Source organism: uncultured Lutibacter sp. (genome assembly GCF_947493565.1).
In the GTDB taxonomy this organism is placed as follows: Bacteria; Bacteroidota; Bacteroidia; order Flavobacteriales; family Flavobacteriaceae; genus Lutibacter; species Lutibacter aestuarii.
In genome coordinates this window covers 129,046-154,742 of record NZ_CANLRG010000001.1, presented here as the reverse complement: position 1 = coordinate 154,742, position 25,697 = coordinate 129,046, and the positions used below count along the sequence as shown (strand labels likewise).

Annotated in this window: 23 protein-coding genes; 17 read left to right on the top strand and 6 right to left on the bottom strand. The window is 28.0% G+C overall.

Annotated elements, in window-relative coordinates; all coding sequences use genetic code 11:
* Positions 1-4: 4 nt before the first annotated feature.
* The 4 genes from Q0714_RS00680 (at position 5) to Q0714_RS00665 (ending at position 3,073) form a co-directional block, all read left to right on the top strand.
* Positions 5-382: a cupin domain-containing protein gene (locus Q0714_RS00680; protein WP_298262366.1), complete on the top strand. Its 378-nt coding sequence runs from the start codon at positions 5-7 to the stop codon at positions 380-382.
* Positions 363-1,148, top strand: coding sequence for a CPBP family intramembrane glutamic endopeptidase (locus Q0714_RS00675; RefSeq protein ID WP_298262365.1), 786 nt, complete (start codon positions 363-365; stop codon positions 1,146-1,148). The genes Q0714_RS00680 and Q0714_RS00675 overlap by 20 nt, the downstream gene beginning before the upstream one ends.
* Before the next feature lie 75 nt (positions 1,149-1,223).
* Complete coding sequence (locus Q0714_RS00670) at positions 1,224-2,186, top strand: NAD(P)-dependent alcohol dehydrogenase (RefSeq protein WP_298262364.1); 963 nt, start codon at positions 1,224-1,226, stop codon at positions 2,184-2,186.
* A 29-nt stretch (positions 2,187-2,215) separates the two neighbouring features.
* Entirely contained in the window at positions 2,216-3,073 is an 858-nt protein-coding gene (locus Q0714_RS00665; protein WP_298262363.1) for an alpha/beta fold hydrolase, read from the top strand.
* Between the two features lie 270 nt (positions 3,074-3,343).
* Here Q0714_RS00665 and Q0714_RS00660 read toward each other — a convergent pair whose 3' ends face one another.
* Entirely contained in the window at positions 3,344-4,672 is a 1,329-nt protein-coding gene (locus Q0714_RS00660; protein ID WP_298262362.1) for a HAMP domain-containing sensor histidine kinase, read from the bottom strand.
* Positions 4,673-4,688: 16 nt separating this feature from the next.
* Positions 4,689-6,035 (bottom strand): sigma-54 dependent transcriptional regulator, encoded by a 1,347-nt coding sequence (locus Q0714_RS00655; protein ID WP_298262361.1) that lies wholly within the window; start codon positions 6,033-6,035, stop codon positions 4,689-4,691.
* Between the two features lie 143 nt (positions 6,036-6,178).
* On the opposite strand from Q0714_RS00655, the gene Q0714_RS00650 reads away from it, so the two are divergent.
* Genes Q0714_RS00650 through Q0714_RS00635 form a run of 4 tightly spaced genes read left to right on the top strand, consistent with a single transcriptional unit; the run spans position 6,179 to position 11,873 of the window.
* Positions 6,179-7,420, top strand: a complete 1,242-nt coding sequence (locus tag Q0714_RS00650; protein ID WP_298262360.1) for an efflux RND transporter periplasmic adaptor subunit — start codon at positions 6,179-6,181, stop codon at positions 7,418-7,420.
* A 12-nt stretch (positions 7,421-7,432) separates the two neighbouring features.
* On the top strand, positions 7,433-8,137 hold the full coding sequence (locus Q0714_RS00645; protein ID WP_298262359.1) for an ABC transporter ATP-binding protein: 705 nt from the start codon (positions 7,433-7,435) through the stop codon (positions 8,135-8,137).
* A 15-nt stretch (positions 8,138-8,152) separates the two neighbouring features.
* On the top strand, positions 8,153-10,561 hold the full coding sequence (locus Q0714_RS00640) for an ABC transporter permease (RefSeq protein ID WP_298262358.1): 2,409 nt from the start codon (positions 8,153-8,155) through the stop codon (positions 10,559-10,561).
* Positions 10,554-11,873, top strand: coding sequence for a TolC family protein (locus tag Q0714_RS00635; RefSeq protein WP_298262357.1), 1,320 nt, complete (start codon positions 10,554-10,556; stop codon positions 11,871-11,873). The genes Q0714_RS00640 and Q0714_RS00635 overlap by 8 nt, the downstream gene beginning before the upstream one ends.
* A gap of 106 nt (positions 11,874-11,979) precedes the next feature.
* On the opposite strand, the gene Q0714_RS00630 is transcribed toward Q0714_RS00635, so the two are convergent.
* Both Q0714_RS00630 and Q0714_RS00625 read right to left on the bottom strand, forming a co-directional pair.
* The gene (locus Q0714_RS00630; protein ID WP_298262356.1) at positions 11,980-12,348 is read right to left on the bottom strand and encodes a DUF2200 domain-containing protein; all 369 of its coding nucleotides are present in this window, start codon (positions 12,346-12,348) and stop codon (positions 11,980-11,982) included.
* A 21-nt stretch (positions 12,349-12,369) separates the two neighbouring features.
* A complete protein-coding gene (locus tag Q0714_RS00625) occupies positions 12,370-12,957 on the bottom strand; it encodes an alpha-ketoglutarate-dependent dioxygenase AlkB (protein ID WP_298262355.1) in 588 nt (195 codons plus the stop codon).
* Positions 12,958-13,253: 296 nt separating this feature from the next.
* Here Q0714_RS00625 and map point away from each other — a divergent pair, with 296 nt between their 5' ends.
* From map to Q0714_RS00590, 7 genes are all read left to right on the top strand, one after another.
* Complete coding sequence (gene map, locus Q0714_RS00620; RefSeq protein ID WP_298262354.1) at positions 13,254-14,018, top strand: type I methionyl aminopeptidase; 765 nt, start codon at positions 13,254-13,256, stop codon at positions 14,016-14,018.
* 56 nt (positions 14,019-14,074) lie between these two features.
* Positions 14,075-14,608, top strand: coding sequence for a pyridoxamine 5'-phosphate oxidase family protein (locus Q0714_RS00615; protein ID WP_298262353.1), 534 nt, complete (start codon positions 14,075-14,077; stop codon positions 14,606-14,608).
* A gap of 450 nt (positions 14,609-15,058) precedes the next feature.
* Positions 15,059-15,565, top strand: a complete 507-nt coding sequence (locus Q0714_RS00610; RefSeq protein WP_298262352.1) for a winged helix-turn-helix domain-containing protein — start codon at positions 15,059-15,061, stop codon at positions 15,563-15,565.
* Complete coding sequence (locus tag Q0714_RS00605) at positions 15,549-16,670, top strand: efflux RND transporter periplasmic adaptor subunit (protein WP_298262351.1); 1,122 nt, start codon at positions 15,549-15,551, stop codon at positions 16,668-16,670. The genes Q0714_RS00610 and Q0714_RS00605 overlap by 17 nt, the downstream gene beginning before the upstream one ends.
* 21 nt (positions 16,671-16,691) lie before the next feature.
* The gene (locus Q0714_RS00600) at positions 16,692-19,838 is read left to right on the top strand and encodes an efflux RND transporter permease subunit (RefSeq protein ID WP_298262350.1); all 3,147 of its coding nucleotides are present in this window, start codon (positions 16,692-16,694) and stop codon (positions 19,836-19,838) included.
* 3 nt (positions 19,839-19,841) lie between these two features.
* A complete protein-coding gene (locus Q0714_RS00595; protein ID WP_298262349.1) occupies positions 19,842-21,236 on the top strand; it encodes an efflux transporter outer membrane subunit in 1,395 nt (464 codons plus the stop codon).
* An 11-nt stretch (positions 21,237-21,247) separates the two neighbouring features.
* Positions 21,248-21,838: a TetR/AcrR family transcriptional regulator gene (locus Q0714_RS00590; RefSeq protein ID WP_298262348.1), complete on the top strand. Its 591-nt coding sequence runs from the start codon at positions 21,248-21,250 to the stop codon at positions 21,836-21,838.
* A gap of 66 nt (positions 21,839-21,904) precedes the next feature.
* Here Q0714_RS00590 and Q0714_RS00585 read toward each other — a convergent pair whose 3' ends face one another.
* On the bottom strand, positions 21,905-22,276 hold the full coding sequence (locus Q0714_RS00585) for a GerW family sporulation protein (protein WP_298262347.1): 372 nt from the start codon (positions 22,274-22,276) through the stop codon (positions 21,905-21,907).
* Between the two features lie 11 nt (positions 22,277-22,287).
* Positions 22,288-22,773 carry a hypothetical protein gene (locus Q0714_RS00580; RefSeq protein ID WP_298262346.1) on the bottom strand — a complete coding sequence of 162 codons (486 nt, stop codon included), beginning with the start codon at positions 22,771-22,773 and terminating at the stop codon, positions 22,288-22,290.
* A gap of 751 nt (positions 22,774-23,524) precedes the next feature.
* On the opposite strand from Q0714_RS00580, the gene Q0714_RS00575 reads away from it, so the two are divergent.
* Together Q0714_RS00575 and Q0714_RS00570 are read left to right on the top strand one after the other, a co-directional pair.
* Entirely contained in the window at positions 23,525-24,298 is a 774-nt protein-coding gene (locus Q0714_RS00575; protein WP_298262345.1) for a LexA family transcriptional regulator, read from the top strand.
* Positions 24,298-25,692 carry an exonuclease domain-containing protein gene (locus Q0714_RS00570; RefSeq protein WP_298262344.1) on the top strand — a complete coding sequence of 465 codons (1,395 nt, stop codon included), beginning with the start codon at positions 24,298-24,300 and terminating at the stop codon, positions 25,690-25,692. The genes Q0714_RS00575 and Q0714_RS00570 overlap by 1 nt, the downstream gene beginning before the upstream one ends.
* Positions 25,693-25,697 lie beyond the last annotated feature (5 nt).

The window sequence follows — 25,697 nt, the reverse complement described above, 5'->3', positions numbered from 1 at the left end:
TGAAATGATAAACATAAAGGATCAAATTAAAAAATTGCAATCCTATTATTCACCAAAAATAATAGCTGAGGTAAATAACGAATATGTGAAAATTGCCAAAATTAAGGGCGATAAAGTTCCTTGGCATATGCACGAAAAAGAAGATGAGTTATTTTACATTTTAGAAGGTTCATTAGTTATGGAATTAGAGAAACAACCAAGTTTTACTATGCAAAGAGGAGATCTATTTGTGGTTTCCAAAGGCGTAAGCCATAAAGTATCATCAAAAAAAGAATGTGTCATACTATTGATTGAAAGTAAAACAACCTTACATACAGGAAATGTAAAAACAGAGATTACAAAATTAATCAAAGAACAAAAAAATGAGAAAAATCAACTTTAATCGCATTAAAACAGCAGTAGTTATTGTTGCCTTATTTATAATAGGTACACTGCTAAACATTCCCTTTAGTAGAGAATTAAAACGATTAAAAATTGAGGCAGGAGATGCAAATGTAAAGCTATCAGATTCCATATTTAGTGATGTAATACAAACAGGGATTTATGGCCTTATTTTAGGTATTATCTTAGTTTTTGTTGGCTTATGGTTATCAAGAAAAGCTAAATTGGGAGCACCAGTAATAGAAAGTTTTTTTTCAAAAGAAAAAAACACAAAAAACTCTTTTTCGTTTAAAAAACTTCTGTACCCTATTGGCTTTAGTGTAATCTTAGCATTAATAATACTTGTATTTCATAAGTTAGTTAGAAATTACTATCCAGTAACAACTATCATGGACAGACCTTCTAAGTTGTATTATGCTATTGTATCTTTTTCAGCAGGAATTACAGAAGAAATTATTTTTCGTTTAGGGTTGATGTCTCTTGTAATAGCAATAATTCAATTTTTTAGAAACGTAGATAGACCATCAGCAAAAGTAGTTTGGTTGGGAATAATTATAACTGCAATATTTTTTGGTTTAATTCATCTACCATTATCAAAAAACTTTTCAAACCTCACTTTTGTTACTATTAGTGCTACCATGATTGGTAATCTTATTACAGGGTCTTTCTTTGGTTGGGTGTATTGGAAACGTGGTTTATTAGCAGCAATAATTGTGCATATTGTTTGGGATTTAGTTTTTCACGTAATAGGCTCACCATTTTTATAGAAACCTAGTTCCGATTGTAAAACACGAACCTTCAATAGCTTAATTAAGTTCAACTTTACAATAAATAAGAGTAATATGAAAGTAGCAATTTATACAAAATACGGTTCCCCAGAAGTTATTCAGATAATTGACACTAAAATTCCATCACCAAAACCTAATGAGATTTTAGTGAAAATTAAAGCATCTTCTGTAACTAGAGCTGATACTATGATGCGCCAAGGAAAACCAAAGTTTGGGAGATTATTTTTAGGGTTATTTAAACCAAAAAACACGGCTTTAGGCACAGGGTTTTCAGGCGTTGTAGAGGCTGTAGGTTCGCAAATCACAAAATTTAAAGTAGGTGATGTGGTCTTTGGCGAAAAACTATTTAGCAATGGTTGTAATGCAGACTATTTGTGTATTTCAGAAGATATGGTTATTGAAAACAAGCCAGCTAATATTTCACATGAAGAAGCAGCACCTGTTTGCGATGGGTTTTTAACCTCTTATAACTTCTTAAAAGATATTGCAGATTTAAAACCAGGGCAACATATTTTAATCAATGGTGCTTCAGGAAGCCTAGGTTCGGCAGCAGTTCAATTAGCAAAAGTAATGGGAGCAAAAGTTACAGCAGTTTGTAGCACAAGAAATATTGATTTTGTAAAATCTATAGGAGCAGATAAAATAATAGATTACACAAAAACATCTATAACTAATATTAATGAGATGTATAATGTAATTTATGATTCGGTTGGAACCTTATCATATAAAGACACTAAAAATCTAATAAGTTCTAACGGTATTTTTATGACACCAGTATTAAGTGGTCAAATACTTTGTCAAACGTTATTTAATCCAAAGAAAGTAAAATTTGCAGCTACAGGCATAAAAAAGACTGAGGAGTTAAAACGATTATTTTTAGAATTGGTAGACTTTTTTAAACAAGGTAAACTTTATACAAATATCGATAAAAGCTACAAGCTTCCAGATATCGCAGAAGCTCATCACTATCTTGAAACTGGTCGTAAAGTGGGTAATATAGTAATCGTCAATCCATAAATAGTCATCAATCAAAAAACAAACAGTCTATGTTTTTCAAATCACAAGAAGGAAAATCTAAAATTCTACACCTTTACAATCAAAAGCTAAAAGAGTTATCAGTAAATTATTCTGAAAAATTACTGGACACCAAATTTGGTAAAACCAATGTAATTATCGTTGGGGATACTAACTTACCTCCGCTTATACTGATTCACGGAACAGGAGGTTGTGCGCCACAAATCTTAGAATCTTTCCTCAATTTATCATCAAAGTATTGCGTTTTTGCGGTAGATGTGTTAGCACAACCCAATAAAAGTGCAGAGAATAGATTAGATATGAAATCTTTGGATTATGGAAAATGGCTTATTGAAATCATTATAAAACTTAGGCTTAAAGAAGTAACTCTTGTAGGCTTTTCCTTTGGAGGTTTCATTAGTTTAAAAGCACTAGAGTTTAATGAAACGCCAATTAGACAGGCTTTCTTAATCGCTCCAGTCTATATCGTAAATGGTAATCCTCTTGTAGGTTTATTCAAAATGTTCCTACCATTAAAAAAGTTTATAAAAACAAATAACCAAAAGTATATTAAGAAAGTTATGGGTTCTTTATTTTCAGACTACGATGATTTTGCATTAAACTTCATGTCAACTACTTTTCAATATTGCAACATGGATTTTTCACCACTTCCAGTAATTACTAAAGATTCAGCTAAAAATATAAAAAAACCAATCAGTATTTTCGCTGCTGAAAAAGACATCCTTTTTCCTGGGAAAAAAATGATGAGACGAGCGAAACAACTATTTCCTTCTTTAGAAAAAGTTATTTTACTAGAAGATTCCAAACATGTACCAAATGTACCTGATTTTAAAAAAATAGAAGAAATAATTCTATATAAAAGCGAATAGAATAATGAAAACAATAAACGAAACCGTAATCTTTCCTGAGCCAACTATGATTCCAATAAATGATTTTGAGTTAGAAGTATTTGAAGCAGGCAACTAAAATTCAGGAAATCCAATTTTATTATGTTATAGCTTCCCTAAACAGGCATCCTCTTGGACCATCAAATTCCAACATAGTAGAAGCAGATTTCTATTTTGTTCATTTTAACAAACAATCTGGAATCGTGGATAAAGATGTTAGCAATTTGTAAAAAAGAATCATAGTTATAAAAACTATTCAACCAAACAAATTACAAAACTAGTTTTATTTTCTTCATTTTGATACACCAAATATCCACCATGAGCTTCAATTATGTTTTTTGATAAGGTAAGTCCAATCCCCGCTCCTTGTTTTCTTGTTGTAAAAAATGGTAAAAATATTTTATCTTCTATTTCTTTTTCCACTCCCTTTCCTGTATCAGAAATTGTAATAAAAACTCTTTTATCTTTAACCTCTGAAGAAATTTCTATTTCTTTTTTTGTTTTATTTTTTAAAGCATAAATGCTATTTGTTAGTAAGTTGATAAGTACTTGTTCTATTTGTAATTTATCAACATATAACCATCTATTGTATGAAATCGTATTGTTTACAGAAATTCTGGCTTCCTTAAAAAGAGGATTCATAAAATGTAAGCTATTTTTTAAAAGTTTATTTAAAGCAACTTTTTCCTTTTTTGGAGATGGTAGCATGGCCAATTTTCGGTAATTTTCAACAAAATTTTGGAGGTGGTCACTTCTATTTAAGATGGTGTTTACACTTTCCTTTAAATCTATAATATCTTCTTTTGATAATTCATCTTGCTGTACCAAATCGTTCATATTTTGTGTTAATGAGCGAATAGGTGTTAATGAATTCATAAGTTCATGAGAAATTACTTTCATTAAATTTATCCACGCTTCTTTTTCTTTTTTCTCAACAACTCGCTGTATGGAATCTAATAAAATAACGTAATAATCCTGTCCGTAAGTTTTTGTTAATGATGTCTGTAAAATAAATGTTTGTAAATCTTCTTTACCTACTCTAACTTGTATTGAAGCTTTTACTTCCTTAAAATCATAATCTTCTATAAGTTCGCAAAGTGAAGGAAGTTGTTTTTTTAAATAATGCCATTTAGAAACTTTAGGAACTTTAAAATGATTTGAGAAATAATCATTCATTAAAAAAATATTCCATTCTGTTTCTTGCTTTTGCAGCATTAATACTCCTGTTTCAACATTATTTAATATAGACCTAAATACCAACTCTTTAGATATCTGATCTTTTTGTTTGTTTTTTAATTTCTCATATAATTTATAGAGATTTTTATAATTTTTTGATTGGTATTGTTTTGAAAAATCGGCTGAAAAATCATTGTGCAAAATGGCATTAATGGTTTTGTCATAAAAAATAAATATTCTTTTTACAAAAAAATACACTTCAAAGAGCGCTAATATGATAACAAAACCACAAAATATTACACTATACTGCATATTTTTAGAAAATAACCAAAAACACAAACCTGTTAATAATAGAATCAATACAAGTCTAATAAACAGTTGATTGTATAATTTCCATGAGTTCATAATTATAATTTGCGTCTTAATTATTTCCTATTCCATATTTTTCCATCCTTCTATATAAAGAAGCCCTAGAAAGTTTTAATTCTTCTGCTGATCTGCTGATGTTGAAATTATTTTTTATCAATACTTTTTCAATGGTATTTTTTTCCAATTCCTCTAATGGAGATTCTTCTAGAAAACTATCTCCTGAAACAGTATCTAGATCTAAATCTGAAATTTTAATACAATTGTTATCACAAAGAATAACAGCTCGTTCAATTTTATTTTCCATTTCTCGAATATTTCCATTCCAAGAATATTTTTTTATAAGTTCCAGTGCATCTTTCTCAAAAATGATCTCATTTCTATCATATTTCAAAGCCATTTTATTCAATAAAAATTGAGCTAAAGGAACTATATCTTCAATTTGTTCTCGTAATGGAGGAACTGTAATTTCCATTGTATTGATACGGTAATAAAGATCTTCCCTAAACTTTTTTGATATCACTTCTTGTTTTAAATCGGTATTAGTAGCCGTAATAATTCGCACATCTAATGGTCTTTCTTTAGATTCACCCAACCTTGTAAACGCTTTTGTTTGAATAACCTGTAATAATTTAGATTGTAAATGGATTGGTACGTTTCCAATTTCATCTAAAAAAATAGTCCCCCCTTGAGCAGTTTCAAATCTACCTGGGGTGTCAGCTTTTGCATCTGTAAAAGCTCCTTTTGCGTATCCAAAAAGCTCACTTTCAAATAAGTTTTCATTTAATAAGCCTAAATCAACTGCTACAAAAGGTTGCTCTTTTCTACTTGATTTATCGTGAATATACCTTGCTAATATAGATTTACCTGTTCCATTTTCACCCAAAATAAGTACATTCGCATCTGTTTTAGCCACTTTATCTGCTAAGGAATATACTTTTTTAATTACGGCTGAATTTCCTTTAAATAAGGTAGTGTCTTTTGTAAAATTTTCTAGATGCTTCTTTTCTTTTCTTCCTTCCTTAACAGCAGATTTTACAACTGAAAGTAATTTTTCATTATCCCAAGGCTTTAATATATAGTCAAAAGCACCTGCTTTTAATCCTTCTACCGCCGTTTCTACTTTTCCAAAAGCTGTCATTAAAATAACTGATGTATGTGGTGATAATGTTTTAATTTCTTTTAACAAATAAATTCCTTCTCTTCCATCTTCAAAACCAATTCTATAATTCATATCTAACAAAACAACATCAATGGCATTTTCAGACAATATTTTAATCATATTTTTAGGATTATTCACTGTAAAAATTGTCTCAAAATACTTTTTTAACAACATTTTTGCTGAAAATAATATATCATCTTGATCATCTATAATTAAAATATTGGATTTTATTTTTTTCATTCTCTGTTCAGTTTTGTACAAAAGTGTTCATTATCGGTCACTTACAATTTTTAATCACTTTAAAAAGTATTGAAAACCATCTAATTACAAATTATAAATAAATGGCACGAAATTGCATTTATATTAGGTAAATAAAATGTGTAATGGATACGATCATCACTCGTAAAAGTAAAAAAAATAAATACTTAATAACTGCTTTGTTGCTTTTTTTGATTTTAAGCTTTATTAGTTATTTCTCATTTACTAAAAAGCAAAGCTTAAATGTAAAACGAGGCGAAATAATAATTAAAACTGTTGAAAATAGCTACTTTGAAGACTTTATTGTTTTTCAAGCTAAAGTTGAGCCTTTAAATTCTATGCTTATAAATGTTATTGAAGGTGGAGCAGTTCAAGAAATATTTGTTGAAAATGGAGCTTATTTGGAACAAGGGCAACCTTTAGTAAAATTGTACAACCCAAATACCGAGTTAGGTTATGTAACTCAGGAAACTTCAATAATTGAACAAATCAACAATTTGAATAAGGCGCGTTTAGATATTAGAAATCAAGAACTGAATTTAGCTAAAGATTTGGTTGCTATTGAACATGATTATATAGATGCAAAAAATAATTTTGAATTGAATAAAAAATTATTCGAGCAGGAAATTTTATCTAAAAATGAATGGAAAAACTCTCAAGAAAACTACAGATTTCAACAAGAACGAAAAAACATCATTCAAGAAAGTATTAAAAAAGAAAAACAAACCAATCAAGTTCAAATAGCACAAATAAATCAATCTATTGCTTTTATGCAAAAAAGTTTAGAAATTTTAAGAACTAACAAAAAGAATTTTTTGGTTACTGCTCCTTTATCTGGAAGACTTTCTTCTTTTGAACCTATTTTAGGAAAAACATACTTAGCAGGTGAAAGTATTGGGAAAATTGATGTAATGTCTGGCTATAAACTTATTGCTCTTGTAGATGAATATTATTTAGATCGTGTTTCAAAAGACCAAAAAGGAAATGTGGAATACAAAAATGAAAAAGTTGAAGTGGTTGTTTCTAAAGTACTTCCAGAAGTTAAAAATGGTAGATTTCAAGTTGAGTTAAATTTTGTTGACAACAAAGAACTAGATCTTAGACAAGGATTAAGTTTTGGTGTACAATTAATTCTTTCTGAAAAAACAAAAACAAAAGTAGTATCAAAAGGTAGTTTTTATCAGGAAACTGCTGGTAAATGGATTTTTGTTGTTGAAGATAATAAAGCATTTAAAAGAAACATTAAACTTGGTCGAGAAAATCCTTTGTATTATGAAATTTTAGACGGATTAAAAGAGGGTGATAAAGTAATTACCTCTAACTATAAAGATTATTTAAACATCGAATTACTAAACATAGAAGATTAAAACCATATAATTATGATAAAAATTGAAAATCTTTCAAAAATATTTAGAACTGAGGAAGTAGAAACCAAAGCCTTAAATGACATTTCTTTTCAAATAAAACAAGGAGATTTTGTAAGTGTAATGGGGCCTTCAGGTAGTGGAAAATCTACTTTATTAAATATTGTTGGACTTTTAGACAGCGTTTCAAATGGAAGTTACCAATTATTTGGTAAAGAAATGGTTGGACTAAAAGAAAAAGACAGAGCCAAGGTAAGAAAACAGAATATTGGCTTTGTTTTTCAAAATTTTAATTTAATTGATGAACTTTCTGTATTTGCAAATATTGAATTGCCATTGATTTATAATAATGTAAGTAGTTCTGAAAGAAAGAAAAGAGTTATTAAAATTGCTGAACGACTAAACATTTCTCACCGTTTAAAACATTTTCCACAACAGCTCTCTGGTGGTCAACAACAACGTGTAGCCGTTGCTAGGGCATTAATTAACGATCCCAAAATTATTTTGGCAGATGAGCCCACAGGAAATTTAGATAGTAAAAATGGCAATGAAGTAATGGAATTACTTACCGATTTACATGCAAATGGCGCAACCATTTTAATGGTAACTCATTCAAATTATGATGCTTCTTTTTCTCAAAAAACAATTTTAATGAAAGACGGAATGATCTTATCAGAAAAACTAAATCAAAGAAACATTGACATTCTTGTAAATAACTAATAAAAATCCTTCATTATGCTTAAAAATTGGCTACAAATATTTTTACATCATATAAAAAACAATAAGTTATTTACTAGTCTTAACATATTAGGGTTAAGTATAGGAATTGCCGGATTAATTTTTGCAACACTCTATTGGAATGATGAACAATCTTACAATGCTTGGAACCCTGAAAACGAACATGTATTTCAAGTAATTAACGATGTTGGTGAAGGAAATATTTGGAATACAAATCCTGCTCCTCTTAATGCTTTTTTAAAAAGTACATTTTCAGAATTAGAAAGTCATTGTTATTTAAACACTTGGTATTTTAATGAAATTATTGAATATAATGGAAGAAAAGAGCTTATCGATAGGATATTGGATTCTCAAAATACGTTCTTTTCTTTTTTTCCTTTTGAATTTATTAAAGGAAATGCCGAAACAGCTTTACAAGACAATACAAGTATTGCACTCTCTGAAACAACTGCTAAACGTATATTTAAAGATGAAGATCCGCTTGGAAAACAAGTGCTATATTCTGGAAGGAATTTAGTTGTTAGAGGGATATATAAACTCAATAAAAAATCATCGTATGCTCCTAAGGTTGTAACCAATTTAATACATAAAAGGTTAGATCAAAATAAAGATCTATGGGGAAATTACAATTTTGGATTATTATTAAAATTAAAAAATCCATCAGAATCTGAACACGTTTCTAAAAAAATTGAAAATTTATTTATAGAGCATAAAACTAAGAATGATGCAAAAAATGCTGGTTTAACGCTAGAAGAGTATATAGAAAAATATGGTCCAGCTAAAGTAATACTTGAACCTTTAAAAACAGCTAGATTACATTCAATAATGGATGGTTACCCAGAAGGCAAAGGTAATTACCAATTTCTACTAATTATGGTAGGTTTATCTATTTTAATTTTAATATTATCAATTGTAAATTACGTAAATTTAGCCACCGCAAATGCTATAAAAAGAGCTAAAGAAGTAGGTGTACGAAAAATTATTGGCGCTTCAAAAGTTAACATTATTAAGCAATTTATTTTTGAAACAATTCTTTTAGGTTGCTTTTCAATACTGTTGGCTCTTGTTATTGTAGAATTATCACTACCCTATTACAATAATTTTTTAAATAAAGAATTGCTTATGAATGGTAGTCAGTTTTACCTTCAACTAATAGCCATTTTTATTACTGTAATAATTGTAGCAGGCATATTACCATCTATTTATGTATCTAATTTTGAAACCCTAAAAGTACTTAAAGGAAATTTTGGAAGAAGTAAAAGTGGCGTTTGGTTACGTAATGGAATGCTAATTCTACAATTTGCTATTGCTAGTTTTTTTATTATTGGATCTTATATTGTGTATCAACAAGTAGATTATATGAATACTAAAAAGTTGGGGTTTGTAGGTAAACAAGTTTTAAGTATTAATTTTAGAAGAACAAATGATGAACAAACTTTACTTAGGTACTACACTATAAAACAAGAACTTTTAAAAATGAAAGGTGTAAAATCCGTTTCTACAGGTGTTTTTACATTTGGAGAAGGGGCAAGATCTTCTTCAAGTTTTAGTTATAACGACATAAGTATACAAGGGGAAAATATGGCCGTAGATTTTGAAATGCTTGATATGATGAAAATTAAAATTGCTGAAGGAAGAAATCTATCTCCAAATTTTTCTTCAGATACAATTAACACCATGTTAATTAACAAAACAACTGCTAAAATGATGAAAGAACCAAATCCAATAGGTAAAGAAATTAATTGGAATGATAACAAATTAAAAATTGTTGGTATTGTTGAAGACTTTCATATATATGGCCCTCAAATAGAAATTCCTCCAATGGTATTTTTTCATATGAAAACTATTGACTGGATGATGTATAATATGAATGAAGTATATGTAAAAATAGAACCAGAAAATATGAAAGAGACCATAGCTAATTTAGAGGAATTTTGGACAACTAAGGTAGATACAAAATATCCTTTTAGTTATGATTTTGTTGACAAAAAGTTTGCTAGAACATATGAAACATATGTAAAACAAAAAGATTTGTTTTCTCTCTTAAATATAGTGGTAATAATTATTGCACTTTTTGGACTTTTTGCTTTGGCAACATATTCTATTGAAAGACGTATGAAAGAAATTGCAATAAGAAAAACACTAGGCGCAGAAACTCAAACCTTACTTAAAGAGCTATCCAAACAATACATTATATTTTGTGTAATTGGTTTTTTAATAGCTTTATTTCCAGCTTATTATTTATTGCAAAAATGGCTCGAAAATTTTGCATTTAGAATTTCAATTTCAATAATTCCTTTTACTATTGGTTTTGTTGTATTGGCAATTTTAACACTTATAGTAGTGCTCTCAAGAGCCTACGAAGCAACCAGAGTTGACGTTTTAACTTACTTAAAATATGAATAGTAGAAATTATTTAATAATACTCCTTTTTACAGTTAGCAATTTTGTTAGTGGTCAAGAAATTATTTGGCCACTACAAAAATGCTTTGATATTGCTTTGGAAAATAGTTTAGATGTTAAAATGAAACAACTAGAAATTTCTAAAGCTCAAAAAGAGTATTACAACCCTTTATTAAATTTGCTACCCTCAATTAGCTTAGTTGGTTCTCATAGCTACGATTTTGGTTCAACAATAGATCCATCAACCAACGGAAGAGTGAGTTCAGATATTCAGTACGATAATTTTTATCTTAATGCTGATATAAGTATATTAGATTTCAATATGTTGGCTACAGCCAAAAAAAATAAAATTGCTATTGAAAAATCAAAAATAAGTAAAGCTGTGGTTGCTTATGAATATAAAATGCAGCTATTGGAAAGATATTTTGAAGCCTTATATACTCAAGAATTGGTAAAAATTCAAAAAGAGCAATTAATAAATACAAAATATAACCAAGAAAGAATAGAAAAGGAAGTGATATTGGGCAAAAAGTCAAAAAGCGATTTGTATGATATTCAACTAAGTTATTCACAAGAAGAAAAACGAATTTTAGAAACTGAGCAATTATTTGAGCTTCAAAAAATACAACTTTTTCAACTAATGAATATTACGGATGAATCCATTGTAAATGTAGTTTTTCAACCATATTTTTTAAATGAAAATCCAGAAGAAATTGAACTTTTTCAAAATCAAAATTTAATTAACAACCCAACAATTCGGTTAGCAGAATTAGCTTATAAAAGTAGCCTCAAAGATATTACTATACAACAAGCTTCAAAACTACCATCCATTTCAGCATATTACACCTTATCATCGTTTTATTACAATCCTTTAAACCAACCTGATGCAGCTGTAACGAATTTTAAAACTCAAATAGACAATAATCAAAGTCAACAAATAGGGTTTCAATTAAGAGTCCCTGTATTTAACAGATTTAAAAACAACAAAAAAATAGCATCTACAAAAATAGAAAGTGAAAGAATTAAGTTAGTTGTCGAACAAGAAAAAATAAAAATCCGTAAACAACTAGAACAAGAAATAGCAAAAAAGAAGCAATACCTTCAAATAAAGGAAAATTTAAATACAAACTTATTATTAGCCGAAAAATCATTTAAAACTACTCAGGCTAAATTTTTACACGATAAAGTTAATGCTTTTGAATATACTTCAGTAAAAAACCAACTACTCTCAGCTGAATATAATATATTGAAAAACAATTTATTATTACAATATACATCCTTAAAAATAAATCTTTTAAAAAATAATACATTATAAAAATAGGTCTTCAATGTACATTGTCAGTAAAAAGTGAACTGATTTATATAAAATTATAATTTAAAAATGTTTCTCCTTACTGGAGTGTTTATAATTTTGAAAAATCTTATTGATCTACTCTTAAAATTTTTTCCATTTTTCTTCCTTTTGCTAACTCATCTACCAATTTATCTAAATACCTTACTTGTTTTGTTAAAGGGTTCTCAATTTCTTCAATTCTATAACCACATATTACTCCTTTAATTAAATGAGCATTGGGATTTAGCTCAGCTTTTTCAAAAAAAGTTTCAAATGTTGCTTTTTCATCTATTAACTTTTGTACTTCTATATCATCAAACCCTGTTAACCACTTTATTACTTGATATAGTTCTTGTTTTGTTCTATTTTTCTTTTCAATTTTAGTCACGTAATGAGGAAATACAGAGGCAAATGTCATTTTGGCAATTCTTTCATTATGTTTAGCTGTTACTTTCATTTATTTTTAGTTATTTTTAATTCAATCATCAAATCCGTATTTTCTAAAGGTAAGATTTATCCTTGGATTTTTATATTTAAAATCAATTGGCAAACTGTGTTCATACCTACTTTGGCAATGCTCCCCCATAATTATTAAGCTTCCATCTTCTAATAGTGTAGAAAACTCATTTCCATTTTCTTTATTTCTAAATTTAAATACTCGTTCTTCTCCCAAACTTATTGATGGAATTATTGTTGTATCTCCAAAAGCCATAAAATCTGAATGATAATCAACTCCAGCACTACCATCTGGATAAAAAATTAACACACATACCTGAAATTGTTGTTTTGTAAAACTTTCAATTTTAACTTTTAAATTCTTTAATTTGTTCGTCCAAATTCTTGTTGGTCCCCATTGCTCCTCAGGAAATATATTTTTACCTATTAAATCTTGATCTAAGAACATTATTTTTTTAAAATTAACTTCAAAAGATGTCCCACTTTCAATCTGGGGAATATAGTTCAACTCTTTAACTAGTTCACTTAATTCTAAATATAAACCTTTTGCATCTTCTAAATCTAAAAAATCTCTAAAATAATCTACTTCGCAGTTTATAGGTAATTTCATATAATTTGATTGTTTTCACTTTTGAAAAAATAAGATAATTTTTAAAACTTCTAAATTACTAAAAAAGTAACAACACTAAATAGATTTAATTTTAGGAACCAAAAAGTTAATTATATATTTAACTGCACTAATTTTAAAGTATAATAATGTTAAATTTACCACCTTTAATGAAAAAATAACAGGTACAGGTTTTTATTTAACCTCTCTAAAAGATGCTTTTGAATTTAATAACTACCACGAAGGATTACATTTGGGGTATATGATGAATTTAAGAAAATTTTAAAACAAAACTAAAAATGTCAATCACAAAAGAATCCGAATTAATTGGAATGAAAAAAATTAGTGAAGTTGTTGGTACAACTCTCAAACTAATGATAGAACATGCTAAAATTGGAATGTCAACCAAAGAGCTTGATGATTTTGGAGGTGAAATTTTGAAAAGTTTTGGAGCAAAATCTGCTCCATACGAAACCTATGGGTTTCCAGGCTATACCTGTATCAGCGTTAATAAAGAAGCTGCACATGGAATTCCATCTAAAAATAAAATATTAAAAGAAGGTGATTTGATTAATATTGATGTTTCAGCTGAACTGAATGGCTTTTGGTCAGACAATGGAGGGTCATTTGTTCTAGGTAAAGATATTTACAACCATCAACCACTTGTTGATGCTTCAAAACATATTTTAAAAAAAGCAATCAACACTATTAAAGGTGGTGTTAAAATTGCAGATATTGGATATTTAATTGAAAGTGAAGCTAAAAAATATGGTTTTAAAGTTATTAAAAATTTAGCAGGTCATGGAGTTGGAAAAAGTTTGCATGAGGAACCAGAAAATATTTTAAATTACAGAGTTAAAAGTAATAAAGAACGATTTAAAAAAAATACAACTGTTGCTATTGAAACTTTTATTTCAACAAATTCAACAATGGCAATTGAATTAAATGATGGATGGACTTTAGTTGGAAATAAAGGAGGTTATGTTACTCAACATGAACAAACTATATTAATTACTGATAATAGCCCTATTATTTTAACTAAATCTAACCGTCTTTGGGATTAAAAATCAACTTTAATAAAATATTCTACTAATTTATTTAATTAAATCCACCACTATTAATGGGCAAAAAATTAAACGCTATTACAAATGATTTAAAAGAATTTATTGAACAACAAAAAATATTTTTTGTAGGTACAGCAGCTAATGAAGGTAGAGTTAATATATCTCCTAAAGGAACAGATTCTTTTAGAGTACTTGAAAAAAATAAAATTGTATGGCTAAATTTAACAGGTAGTGGAAATGAAACTGCAGCCCATTTAATAAAAAATAACAGAATGACAATTATGTTCTGTGCCTTTGAAGGTAGCCCTTTAATTTTAAGGCTCTATGGAATTGCACAAATTTATCATCATGAAAATGAAAAATTCCAACAATACATCAATTTATTTCCAAAAAATGCCGGAGTTAGACAAATTATTGAAATGGATGTTGATTTGGTACAAACTTCATGCGGTTTTGCAGTTCCTTTTATGGATTTTAATAAAGAACGTACCACTTTAAATAATTGGGCCACCAAACAAGGAAAAGAAAAAATTAAAGAATATTGGAAGAAGAAAAATAACACAAGTATTGATGGATATAAAACAAAGTAAATTAATGTAAAAAAATCTTAAGGTACCTTACAAAAGTTTATTTAACAATTAGTACAAAAAATTGCATGTATAAGAACCAAAAAAAGCCTAATAAGGTATTTTATTTGAGTTTTTTTTGGTTAAATCAAAAATTTATATTCCTTAAAATACTAATAAAATTTCATCAAATTTAGTAAGATTATAACTAATTTTTGAAATTGATACCAAACAAAAACTGAAGTTCTCCAAAATAATTATTTAAAAATTAATGCAAAACTAAAATTCTATTTATTCCATTTCACTGACTTAATTTAAGAAAAAGAGAATTTAATTATAATCTATACAAAAAGGAACTTTTCTACTACTCTAAACCCTAATTATTTTAATTAAAATAGCTTTAACAAATTATTAACTTCATTTAGTTCGCTTTTTACCGAACTAAACATATATTTGCATTTTAAATTTAAAAATATGAAAGTTCAAGATTTAATTAAAGAGCAAAAAAACTTAGTTGAAGAACTAGGTGTATACTTCCATAACCTAGAAGATATGTCTCCATTATCTGCAAGAATTTTCTCTTTATTAATATTAATTGGAGAAGAAGGTACTTGTTTTGATGAATTAGTAGAAAATTTAGGAGCAAGTAAAAGTTCGATATCCGTTAATTTAAACCTTTTACAAACAAAAGGAGTAATTAGATATTTTACCAAAACTGGAGATAGAAAAAGATATTTTATTATTTCAGAAGATTATATTATTAATAGACTTGAATCAAAAATAAAAGAATGGAAAGTAGAAAAAACACTTCATGAAAGAATCTTAAGTTTTAAACTAAAAAAAACAAATTCCAAAATAGACAGAATTAAATTTAATGAAAATTATATTCAATTAATAAATAATGTCATATCAAACTTTGAAAATCTAAAAAAATCATACATATCAAATACATTAAAAGAAAACAATGAAAAAAATAATTAAATCAGTATTTATTTTATCCTTAAGCTTCGTGTTATATAGTTGTAATAACAATGAAAATAAACAAGTTCAAAACCAACAAAGAGCTATGCCTTTTCCAGTTTCAATTATTGAAAATAAAACTGTAATTGGTTATGATACTTACCCAACAAGTATAGAAGGAATAATAAACAGTGAAGTAAGAGCAAAAACTACTGGATATATAAGTAAAGTCTTGGTTGATGAAGGTCAAAAAGTAAAAAAAGGACAAGTTTTATTTCAATTAGAAACTGAAAGTTTAACACAAGATGCAAAAGCTGCAGCTGCTAATGTTAATGCAGCTCAAGTTGAGGTTAACAAATTAAAACCTTTAGTTGAAAAAAATATAATAAGTGAGGTACAATTAGAAACTGCTAAAGCCAAGTTACTACAAGCCAAAAGTAGCTATAACAGCTTATTGGCTACTATAGGGTATGCTCAAGTTAAAAGCCCTATTGACGGTTGGGTAGGAAGTATTAATTATAGGGAAGGGTCTCTAATTAGTCCTTCTAATTCTACTCCACTTACTGTAGTTGTAGATACAAAAAAAGTGTATGCTTACTTTTCAATGAATGAAAATGAATATTTAAATTTTCTACAAAAAACAAAAGGAAATAATCTTCAAGAAAAAATTAAAAACTTTCCAAAAGTAGAATTAAAACTTGCTAATGGAACCATTTTTTCTGAAAAAGGAAAAATTCAAACTGTTAATGGGCAGGTTAATAAAGTTACTGGAACAGTTAACTTCAGAGCTTTGTTTAACAATCCAAATTTACTAATTAGCAATGGAAATAGTGGTCAAATTCGTATTCCTATTGAGTATAAAAATAAACCTGTTTTACCAAAATCAGCAACTTTTGAACAACAAGGTCAAGTATTTACATATAAAGTAGATAACAATAATACAGCTAAAGCTAAATTAATAAATATAAAAGCTAGTGTTGATAATTTATATGTCATTGAATCTGGGTTAACTGCTGGTGAAACAATTGTTACTTCAGGTATTAATAAGCTACGTAACAATACTGTTATTTCTCCCCAAGAAGTAGCATATGATTCTATTGTTAAACCTATTAAAGTTTTATTTTAAATAATTATAAGATTACCAACAATGTTAAAAACTTTTATTGAAAGACCTATCTTATCAACCGTTATTTCTATAATTATAGTAATTCTTGGTGTTTTAGGGTTAGAAACTTTACCTGTAGAACAATATCCAGATATTGCACCACCTACAATTAATGTTACTGCAAGCTATCCTGGGGCTAATGCAGAAACTGTATTAGAAAGCGTAATTGTTCCTCTTGAAGAACAAATAAATGGTGTAGAAGGAATGACCTATATAACATCTACAGCTACCAATAATGGTACTGCAGAAATAAATGTATTTTTTGAACAAGATGTTGATCCAGATATTGCTGCTGTTAATGTTCAAAATAGGGTTGCTAGAGCCAACTCTTTATTACCTCAGGAAGTAAAACAAATTGGGGTTTTAACTCAAAAGAAACAAACAAGTGCCTTAATGTTTATGACGGCTTATACAAAAAATGAACATTATGATGCTACATATCTACAAAACTATTTAAAAATTAATGTTACTCCCGTACTTCAACGTGTTAAAGGTGTAGGTGAAGTAAATGTATTTTCAAGGCAAGATTATGCAATGCGAATTTGGTTAAACCCAAGTAAACTTAAAGCTTACAACCTTATTCCAACTGATGTTACTAGTGCCTTACGTGAACAAAGTTTAGAAGCTGCTGCAGGTGCATTAGGTGAAAATAATGGAGAAACTTTTTCTTATGTAATAAAATATAGTGGGCGATTTAAAACAGAAAATCAGTATGAAAATATTATCATTAAAACATTGGATAATGGAGAATATCTATATCTAAAAGATATTGCTGATATTGAACTTGCTTCACAATCTTATGCCACCAGTTCTAAAACAAAAGGTTTTCCAAGTGTTGCTATGGCCATTTATCAAACTAAAGGTTCCAATGCGCAAGAAATTATTAAAAATATCAAAACTGAATTATCTATTCTTGAAAAAGATTTTCCTGAAGGGATAGAAGTTTATATTCAATATGATACAAACGAATTTTTAACAGCTTCTATAGATAAAGTTACAAGATCTTTAATTGAAGCTTTTTTATTAGTATTTGTAGTGGTTTTTATCTTTTTACAAGATGTTAGATCAACTATAATACCTGCAATAGCTGTTCCTGTATCCATCATTGGTACATTCTTTTTCCTGAATCTATTTGGGTATTCAATTAACTTACTAACTCTATTTGCTTTAGTTTTAGCTATTGGAATTGTAGTAGATGATGCCATTGTAGTTGTAGAAGCTGTACATGCAAAATTAGATGAAGGTGATACTAGCAGAATGCACGCAACAAAAAGTGCAATGGGTGAAATTTCTGGGGCAATTATTGCCATTACCTTAGTGATGGCTTCAGTATTTATACCTGTGACTTTTGTTCAAGGACCAACAGGTGTTTTTTATGAACAATTTGGGGTAACATTAATTGTTGCCATTGGAATATCAGCAATTAATGCACTTACTTTAAGTCCAGCTCTTTGTGCTGTTTTTCTAAAATCTCATAAAGATAAAAAGGTGAAATCATCATTAATGGAGCGTTTTCATACAGCCTTTAACACATCGTTTAAAGCATTAATTGAACGCTATGGAAGAGCTTTATATTTTCTTTCAAAAAATAGATGGATTCCTGTTTTAACATTAATCATTACTGTAATTGGTATTTGGTGGGCAGCAAGTACTACTAGAACTGGGTTTGTTCCAAATGAAGATAGAGGCTTTGTATTTATTAATGTAGAATTGCCTGCTGGCTCATCTTTAGATAGAACCAATCAAGTTAATGAACAATTATATAATAAAACTAAAGATTTACCAGGTGTAGAAGGTGTTTCAGTAATTAATGGTGTTAGTTTATTAGGAGGACAAGGTAGTAATTATGGATTAGGATTTATTAAACTTAAAGATTGGTCTGAACGAAAAGAAGACTCATTAAAAACTACTACAATTATTAAAAAATTGTTTGGTATAGCAGCTACTATTCCAGATGCTAAAATTATCTTCTTTGAACCACCAAGCATCCCTGGATTTTCAATTTCTTCAGGATTTGAAGTTAACTTATTGGACAAATCTGGAGGAAGCTTTAAAAATTTAGATGCTACACAAAAAGAATATATCAATAATTTAGTTAAACACCCTGAAGTACAATATGTTCAATCTGCTTTTAATGCTAATTATCCTCAATACGAAATGGAAATTAATATGCCACTTGCAAAAAAATTAGGGGTACCTATTAACAGTATATTTTCAACTTTACAAGGATATATTGGTGGAGTGTATGCCTCGGATTTTTCAAGATTTGGAAAACAATATAGAATTTATATTCAAGCTTTACCTGAAGATAGAGCTGATGAAAAATCTTTACAGCAAATGTATGTTAGAACCGCTAGTGGTGAAATGACTCCAATAACTCAGTTTGTTAAATTAAAACGTGTTTATGGTCCACAATCTGTTACTCGTTTCAACCTTTATAATTCAACTAAATTAAATGGGGCTGTTAATGCTGGTTTTAGTTCTGGTGATGGAATTTTTGTTGCTAATAATGAAGCTAAAAACTTACCTAGTGATTATGATATTGCATATTCGGGTCTTTCAAGAGAAGAAATTAATGCTGGAAATCAAACCATCCTTATCTTTATATTATCATTAGTATTTGTGTACTTTTTACTAGCAGCACAGTATGAAAGTTATCTACTTCCGCTATCTGTAATATTTTCAATTCCATTAGGTGTTTTTGGAGCGTTTATTACTACAAAATTGAGTGGATTAGAAAACAATATTTATTTTCAAATTTCTCTAATTATGCTAATTGGTTTACTTGCTAAAAATGCAATTTTAATTGTAGAATTTGCAATACAACGAAGAAGAAAAGGTGAAAGTTTATTAGATGCTGCCATTAACGCTGCAAAAACAAGATTAAGACCTATTTTAATGACTTCTTTTGCTTTTATTTTAGGCTTAATGCCTTTAGTAACATCAAGAGGTATTGGTGCCGTTGGAAATAATTCAATTGGAACTGGTGCTGCTGGAGGTATGCTAATAGGTACTTTTTTAGGGATATTTATTATTCCAACTTTATTTATGTTTTTCCAATGGATTCAAGAAAAATTTACTGGAAACCCTTATGAAAAAATTCAAAAAAAATTACAAGAAAACAATTAAAAAATGAGAAAACCAACAATTGTTAATTTTGCAATATTAATAGGCGTTTCTTTATTATTATCATCTTGTTTTGTTAGTAAAAACTACCAAAGACCAGATTTAAAAGAAACACAAGGCTTATACAGAACAGATCATATATCAAAAGACAGTTTGTCTATGGCAAATATCTCTTGGAAAACCTTGTTTACAGATCCTTTTTTAACAAAATACATTGAAGAAGGTTTAGCCAATAATATTGATATTAGAGTAGCTATTCAACAAATAGTAATGTCTGAAGCTTATTTAAAACAAGGAAAGGCAGGGTACTTACCCAGTATCAACCTGAAAGGCTCGGCTATGCATCAAGAAACTTCTAAAAATAGCACTTCTGGGAAAATATCATTTGATCAGTTTGACTTAACTACCACACTATCATGGGAAGCAGATATTTGGGGTAAAATTAGAAGTAATAAAAGAGCTTATGAGGCTAATTATCTTCAAAGTGTTGCTGCTCACCAGGCTGTAAAAAGTAGATTAATTTCAAATATCGCCACAACTTATTACCAATTATTAGCTTTAGATGCACAATTAAATATAACAAGGCAAACAATTAATGCTAGAGAAAAAAGTGTAGAAACTATTATTGCTTTAAAAAATGCTGGTCAGGTAACTCAAGTTGCTGTTGACCAAAATATTGCACAATTAAACAGTGCTAAAGCGTTACAAGTTGATATTAAAACTGAAATTTTTAGAACAGAAAATGTTTTGAGCATTCTTTTAGGGAAAAAACCTCAGTCCTTTGAAAGAAGTAGCTTAGAAAGTCAATCTTTAAACACCAATATTAACGTTGGAGTTCCTTCAATTTTATTGAGAAATAGACCCGATGTAATGTCTGCTGAATATGGTTTAATTCAAGCCTTTGAATTGACTAATGTTGCTAAAAGTAACTTTTATCCATCATTAACTTTAACAGCTAACGCTGGTTTTCAAAGTATAGATTTTAATAATTGGATTGATTCTAACTCTTTATTTTCAAATTTAATAGGAGGTCTTGCTCAGCCAATTTTCAATAAAAAGAAAATAAAAACCCAAAATGAAGTTGCTTTAGCTCAACAAGAACAAGCATTATTAAATTTTAAACAATCTTTATTAAATGCTAGCAGTGAAGTTTCAAATGCTTTATTTGCGTATACATCTGAAACAGAAAAATTTAATTATCGAATAAAAGAAGTAGAAGCACTTAGAAATGCAGAGTTAAATTCTGAAGAGCTATTAAAAAATGGGTATGCTACTTATTTAGACTTGTTAACTGCAAGACAAAGTGCTCTAAATGCAGAATTAAATGTAATTAATAGTAAACTACTACAATTAAAAAATATAGTGTATTTATATGAAGCTCTTGGTGGTGGTTGGCAATAAATTTATAACTCATGAAGAAAGATCAAATTATAATACATGCCATTCAAAAATTTACAAAATTTGGTAGCAAAAGTTTTACACTTGATGAGCTTGCTAGTGGATTAGGAATATCAAAAAAAACTATTTACAAATATTTCAATACTAAAGAAGAACTAGTTAGAGAAAGTGTTCAATATTTATTAGAAAAATTTTTAACTGAAATAAGTGATTTAAATACATCTTGCAATGATTCTATAGAAACCATTATTTTAATCTATAAAAAAGGGTTTGAATACCTTAAACATTTTAAGCCATCTTTTTTATTTGGTTTAAAAAAATATTATCCAAATGCCTTTAAAGAATTTTATAGTTTTAGAAACTATCTAGTAACTAAATTAATTTTTGATTTATTAAATGCTTCTAAAAATAATGGTGATATTAGAAAAGATGTAAATATTAAATTAGTTTGTGACATCTTATTTTTACGTATTGATGATGTGCTTTTCTCAGAAACTAGCTTGTTTAATAAGTACTCCGAAAGTGAAATTTTAAATCACTTAATTATTAACAGTTTAAGAGGAATTACTTCGAAAAATTATACCAATAAATTTTATATAGAATAATTTAAAGCAATGAAACCTCCAAAGCTAAAACTTTGGAGGTTTCAGTTAAACTTATTTAGTAGGAAATTAAACTAATTCTTTTTCTTTTTTCTGACTTTCAATAATTTTTTCAATCAAATCAGGTACTTTTTCAAAAATAGCCGCCAAACCTTGAGTTTTACCTGCAGCTAAAAAAGAAATATTATCTCCTCTACTTACTAAAAAACCAACAGGTTCTATTCCTACTCCAGCTGCTCCAGCTCCTCCTCCTTTTCCTTTTTTTGATTTTTCTTCACTACCTTCTGCGCCACCAGAACCAAATCCCATTCCTACTTTAATAACTGGTACACATTTAAATTCTCCTAATTCAAACTGTTCACCCATAATGGTATCAGTTTTAGCTTCAGACTTAATAAAGTCTGTAATTTTGCTTAATAATTCTTCAAAATGTAATTCCATAATTATATATTTTAATTGTTAATAAATGATGTAATTATATATACAGGCCTACTTTGTACTTTAAAAACTAAATAATTTTTCCCTTTAAAATTTATAGTATAATCTCCATAAGTAGTATTTAAAATAGCTATTAAAGGGAATAATTTAGCATTAAGTATAAAATCTCCTGTGTCTATATTTAATTGTAATTTTTTAATTTTAAAAGATTTTATAAGGTTTTTTGCCAATTTTGAGCTTTTAATATTGAAATTTCCAATCTTCTTATTAAATATTGGAGCTCTTGCCTTTTTAAAAGGATAGTAATAAAAATGATAAAAAAATAATTGAAATTTAATTTGTATAATTTCTTTAGGATGCTTTTCTAAACTAGCTTTAAATAACCCTTTTAAAGCTAAATAGTATAAGTTTTCTTTAGTATTTATATATATTATAATAGGAATAAATAACAAATAAATAACTCCAAAAAATAATAGAAATAGTAAAACAAATAGCATCATCTTCAATTTTTATTAAAATTAAATGCAGCACGTTTTTTTTACAATGACTTCAATCAAAATAAGTAATGAGATAAATCATACTCAAAAATAAATTCAATTCATTTAATGATTTCTCTCATATTAACCTTTAATTTTCAACAACTTATATTAAAGACTCCTTAACAAATAGCCTGTTTAAATTATAGCTTTCGTTAAAAATTTGTTAATATAGTACTATGCTATGCAAAATACCGTAACATTTTAGAAGTGAAGACGTCTATTAGTAAACTATTAACAATTAAAAACATTTATTATGACAACTCAAAATTTAACATCAGAAACCAAAAAAAGAACTTTTATTAACTTTTCAAATACGAAAAGAAATCAATGGACAAACTATAGAAGATACAGTCTTTAATTAACACTTAATATTTAAAATTATGACAACTCAACATATTACCACAAATCACAAAGAAAATACCATATTTTTGTCATTTTCAAATTCAAAAAGATTGCAATGGAATAATTATAGAAGATATGGCTTTTAAACCGATAACCCTCTAAAACAAAACATATGAAAATTTTTTGTTAACCTGTAAAAGAATAACATCTTACAGGTTTTTTTATTTTTAAAAATTAGCTATGTATTCAAAAAATTCATTTAAACTATAGATTTAATTTGCGGTCACATTTGAAACAAAAATTTGTGACTGAAAAAAAAATTATTAATTTAGCTAAAAATAATAGCATTTAATGATTGTATTTTTAGCAAATGAATAACTTATCAAATAATATCAAACATTTAAGAACTCTAAAATCTTTAACTCAAGAACAATTTGCTAAAGATTTGAAAGTTTCACGCTCTAGGATAAGTTCTTATGAAGAAAATAGAGCCATCCCTCCTATTGATTTTTTAATTGAATTATCCGAATATTTTAATATTTCAATGGATATTTTAATAAAAAATGATTTAACCTCAGCTACCGAAACTTCGTTTATTAAACTCAACAACCAAAGAATTTTATTTCCTATTACCATTGATCAAAAAGATGAAGATTTAATAGAAATTATACCTATGGAAGCTTCTGCTGGTTATTTACGAGGATATTCAGATCCGGAATATATTGAACATTTATCAAAAATTAAATTACCTTTTTTACCAACAGGCACTCATCGTGCATTTCCTATTAAAGGAGATTCTATGCTACCCGTTAAGAGTGGATCATATATTGTAGCTCGTTTTATTGACGATGTTAGAAATGTTAAAAATGGTAAAACCTACATTGTTTTAACCTTAAATGATGGAATTGTTTACAAACGTGTTTATAATAAAATTGAAGAACATCAAATGTTGTTATTAGCTTCTGATAATAAAAAATACGACCCATATTACGTGCCAATTGATGAAGTTTTAGAACTATGGGAATTTACTTGTAGCATAAATACACAAGAATATGATGAACATGAGTTGAAAATTAGTAGCATTGCAAATATGCTAACTGAGTTAGGAGTTGAATTAAAAGAACTTCAAAAATCTTTTAACTAATGTATTCAATTGTTGATATAGAAACCACTGGTCAAGGAGCTAAAATTACTGAAATTTCAATTTTGGTATTTGATGGTAAAAAAATAATTGACGAGTTCACCACACTAATTAACCCAGAATGTCATATACCTCCTTTTATAACCAATTTAACAGGAATTAACAATGCAATGGTAGGTAGTGCTCCAAAATTTTATGAAATTGCAAAAAAGATAGAAGAAATTACACTAGACACTATTTTTGTGGCACATAATGTAAATTTTGATTATCATATCATTCAACAAGAATTTAAAAACCTTGGATTCAATTTTAAAAGAAAAAAATTATGCACTGTAAGGTTATCCAGAAAATTAATTCCAGGATTAAATTCTTATAGTTTAGGTGCTCTCTGTACTTCTCAAAATATTACTATTAAAGACAGACACAGAGCTAAAGGCGATGCTGAGGCTACCACTATATTGTTTAAAAAACTACTAAAATTAGACACTTATGGAAGTGTATTTCATTCATTTTTAAATCCAAAATCTCGTCAGGCTACCATTCCTCCATTATTACCAAAAAAAATTGTAGATGAACTCTCTACTAAAACAGGTGTTTATTATTTTAAAAATAGTAAAAATGAAATTATTTATATAGGAAAATCAACTAATATAAAGCAACGTGTTTTAAGTCATTTTTATGATAAATCTAAAAAAGAAGTTGCCATGTGTTTGGAAATTGAGAACATTACTTTTGAAGAAACTGGAAGTGAATTAATAGCACTTTTACTTGAATCTGCAGAAATCAAAAAACATTATCCAAAATTTAACCGAGCTCAAAAAAGAGCCAATGAAAGCATTGGTTTATTTAGTTATGAAGATAGAAATGGAATTGTACACCTAGCTTATAATCGCTTAAAACTTATATCTAATCCACTTATGAAGTTTTATAATGAAACTGAGTGTAGGTTATTTCTAGAAAAGCTTTGTGAAACATTTGAATTATGCCCAAAATACTGCCATTTGCAATCTAATGTAAGTAGTTGTTTCCATTTTCAATTAAAAAAATGCAAAGGAGTTTGCAGAAACCAAGAATCAACATCAAGCTATAACAAAAGAGTACAAAACGCCATAGCATCCATTAAATACAACACCGAAAATTTTATCATCAAAGAAACTGGTAGAACAAAAAAAGAAGCGGGGATTGTATTAGTTGTTAATGGAATTTACAAAGGATTTGGGTATATAAATAATACTAAAAAAGCAACATCGATTACCGATTACTACAACCACATTGCTGCCCAAAAAGACAATAACGATGTGAAAAGAATTTTAACGGCCTATCTTAAAAAAAATTCAGAAACCACTATCCCTTTGAAAAGTAGTTTTGTTGAAGTTGCACCAAACTTATTATTTTAAAAAAA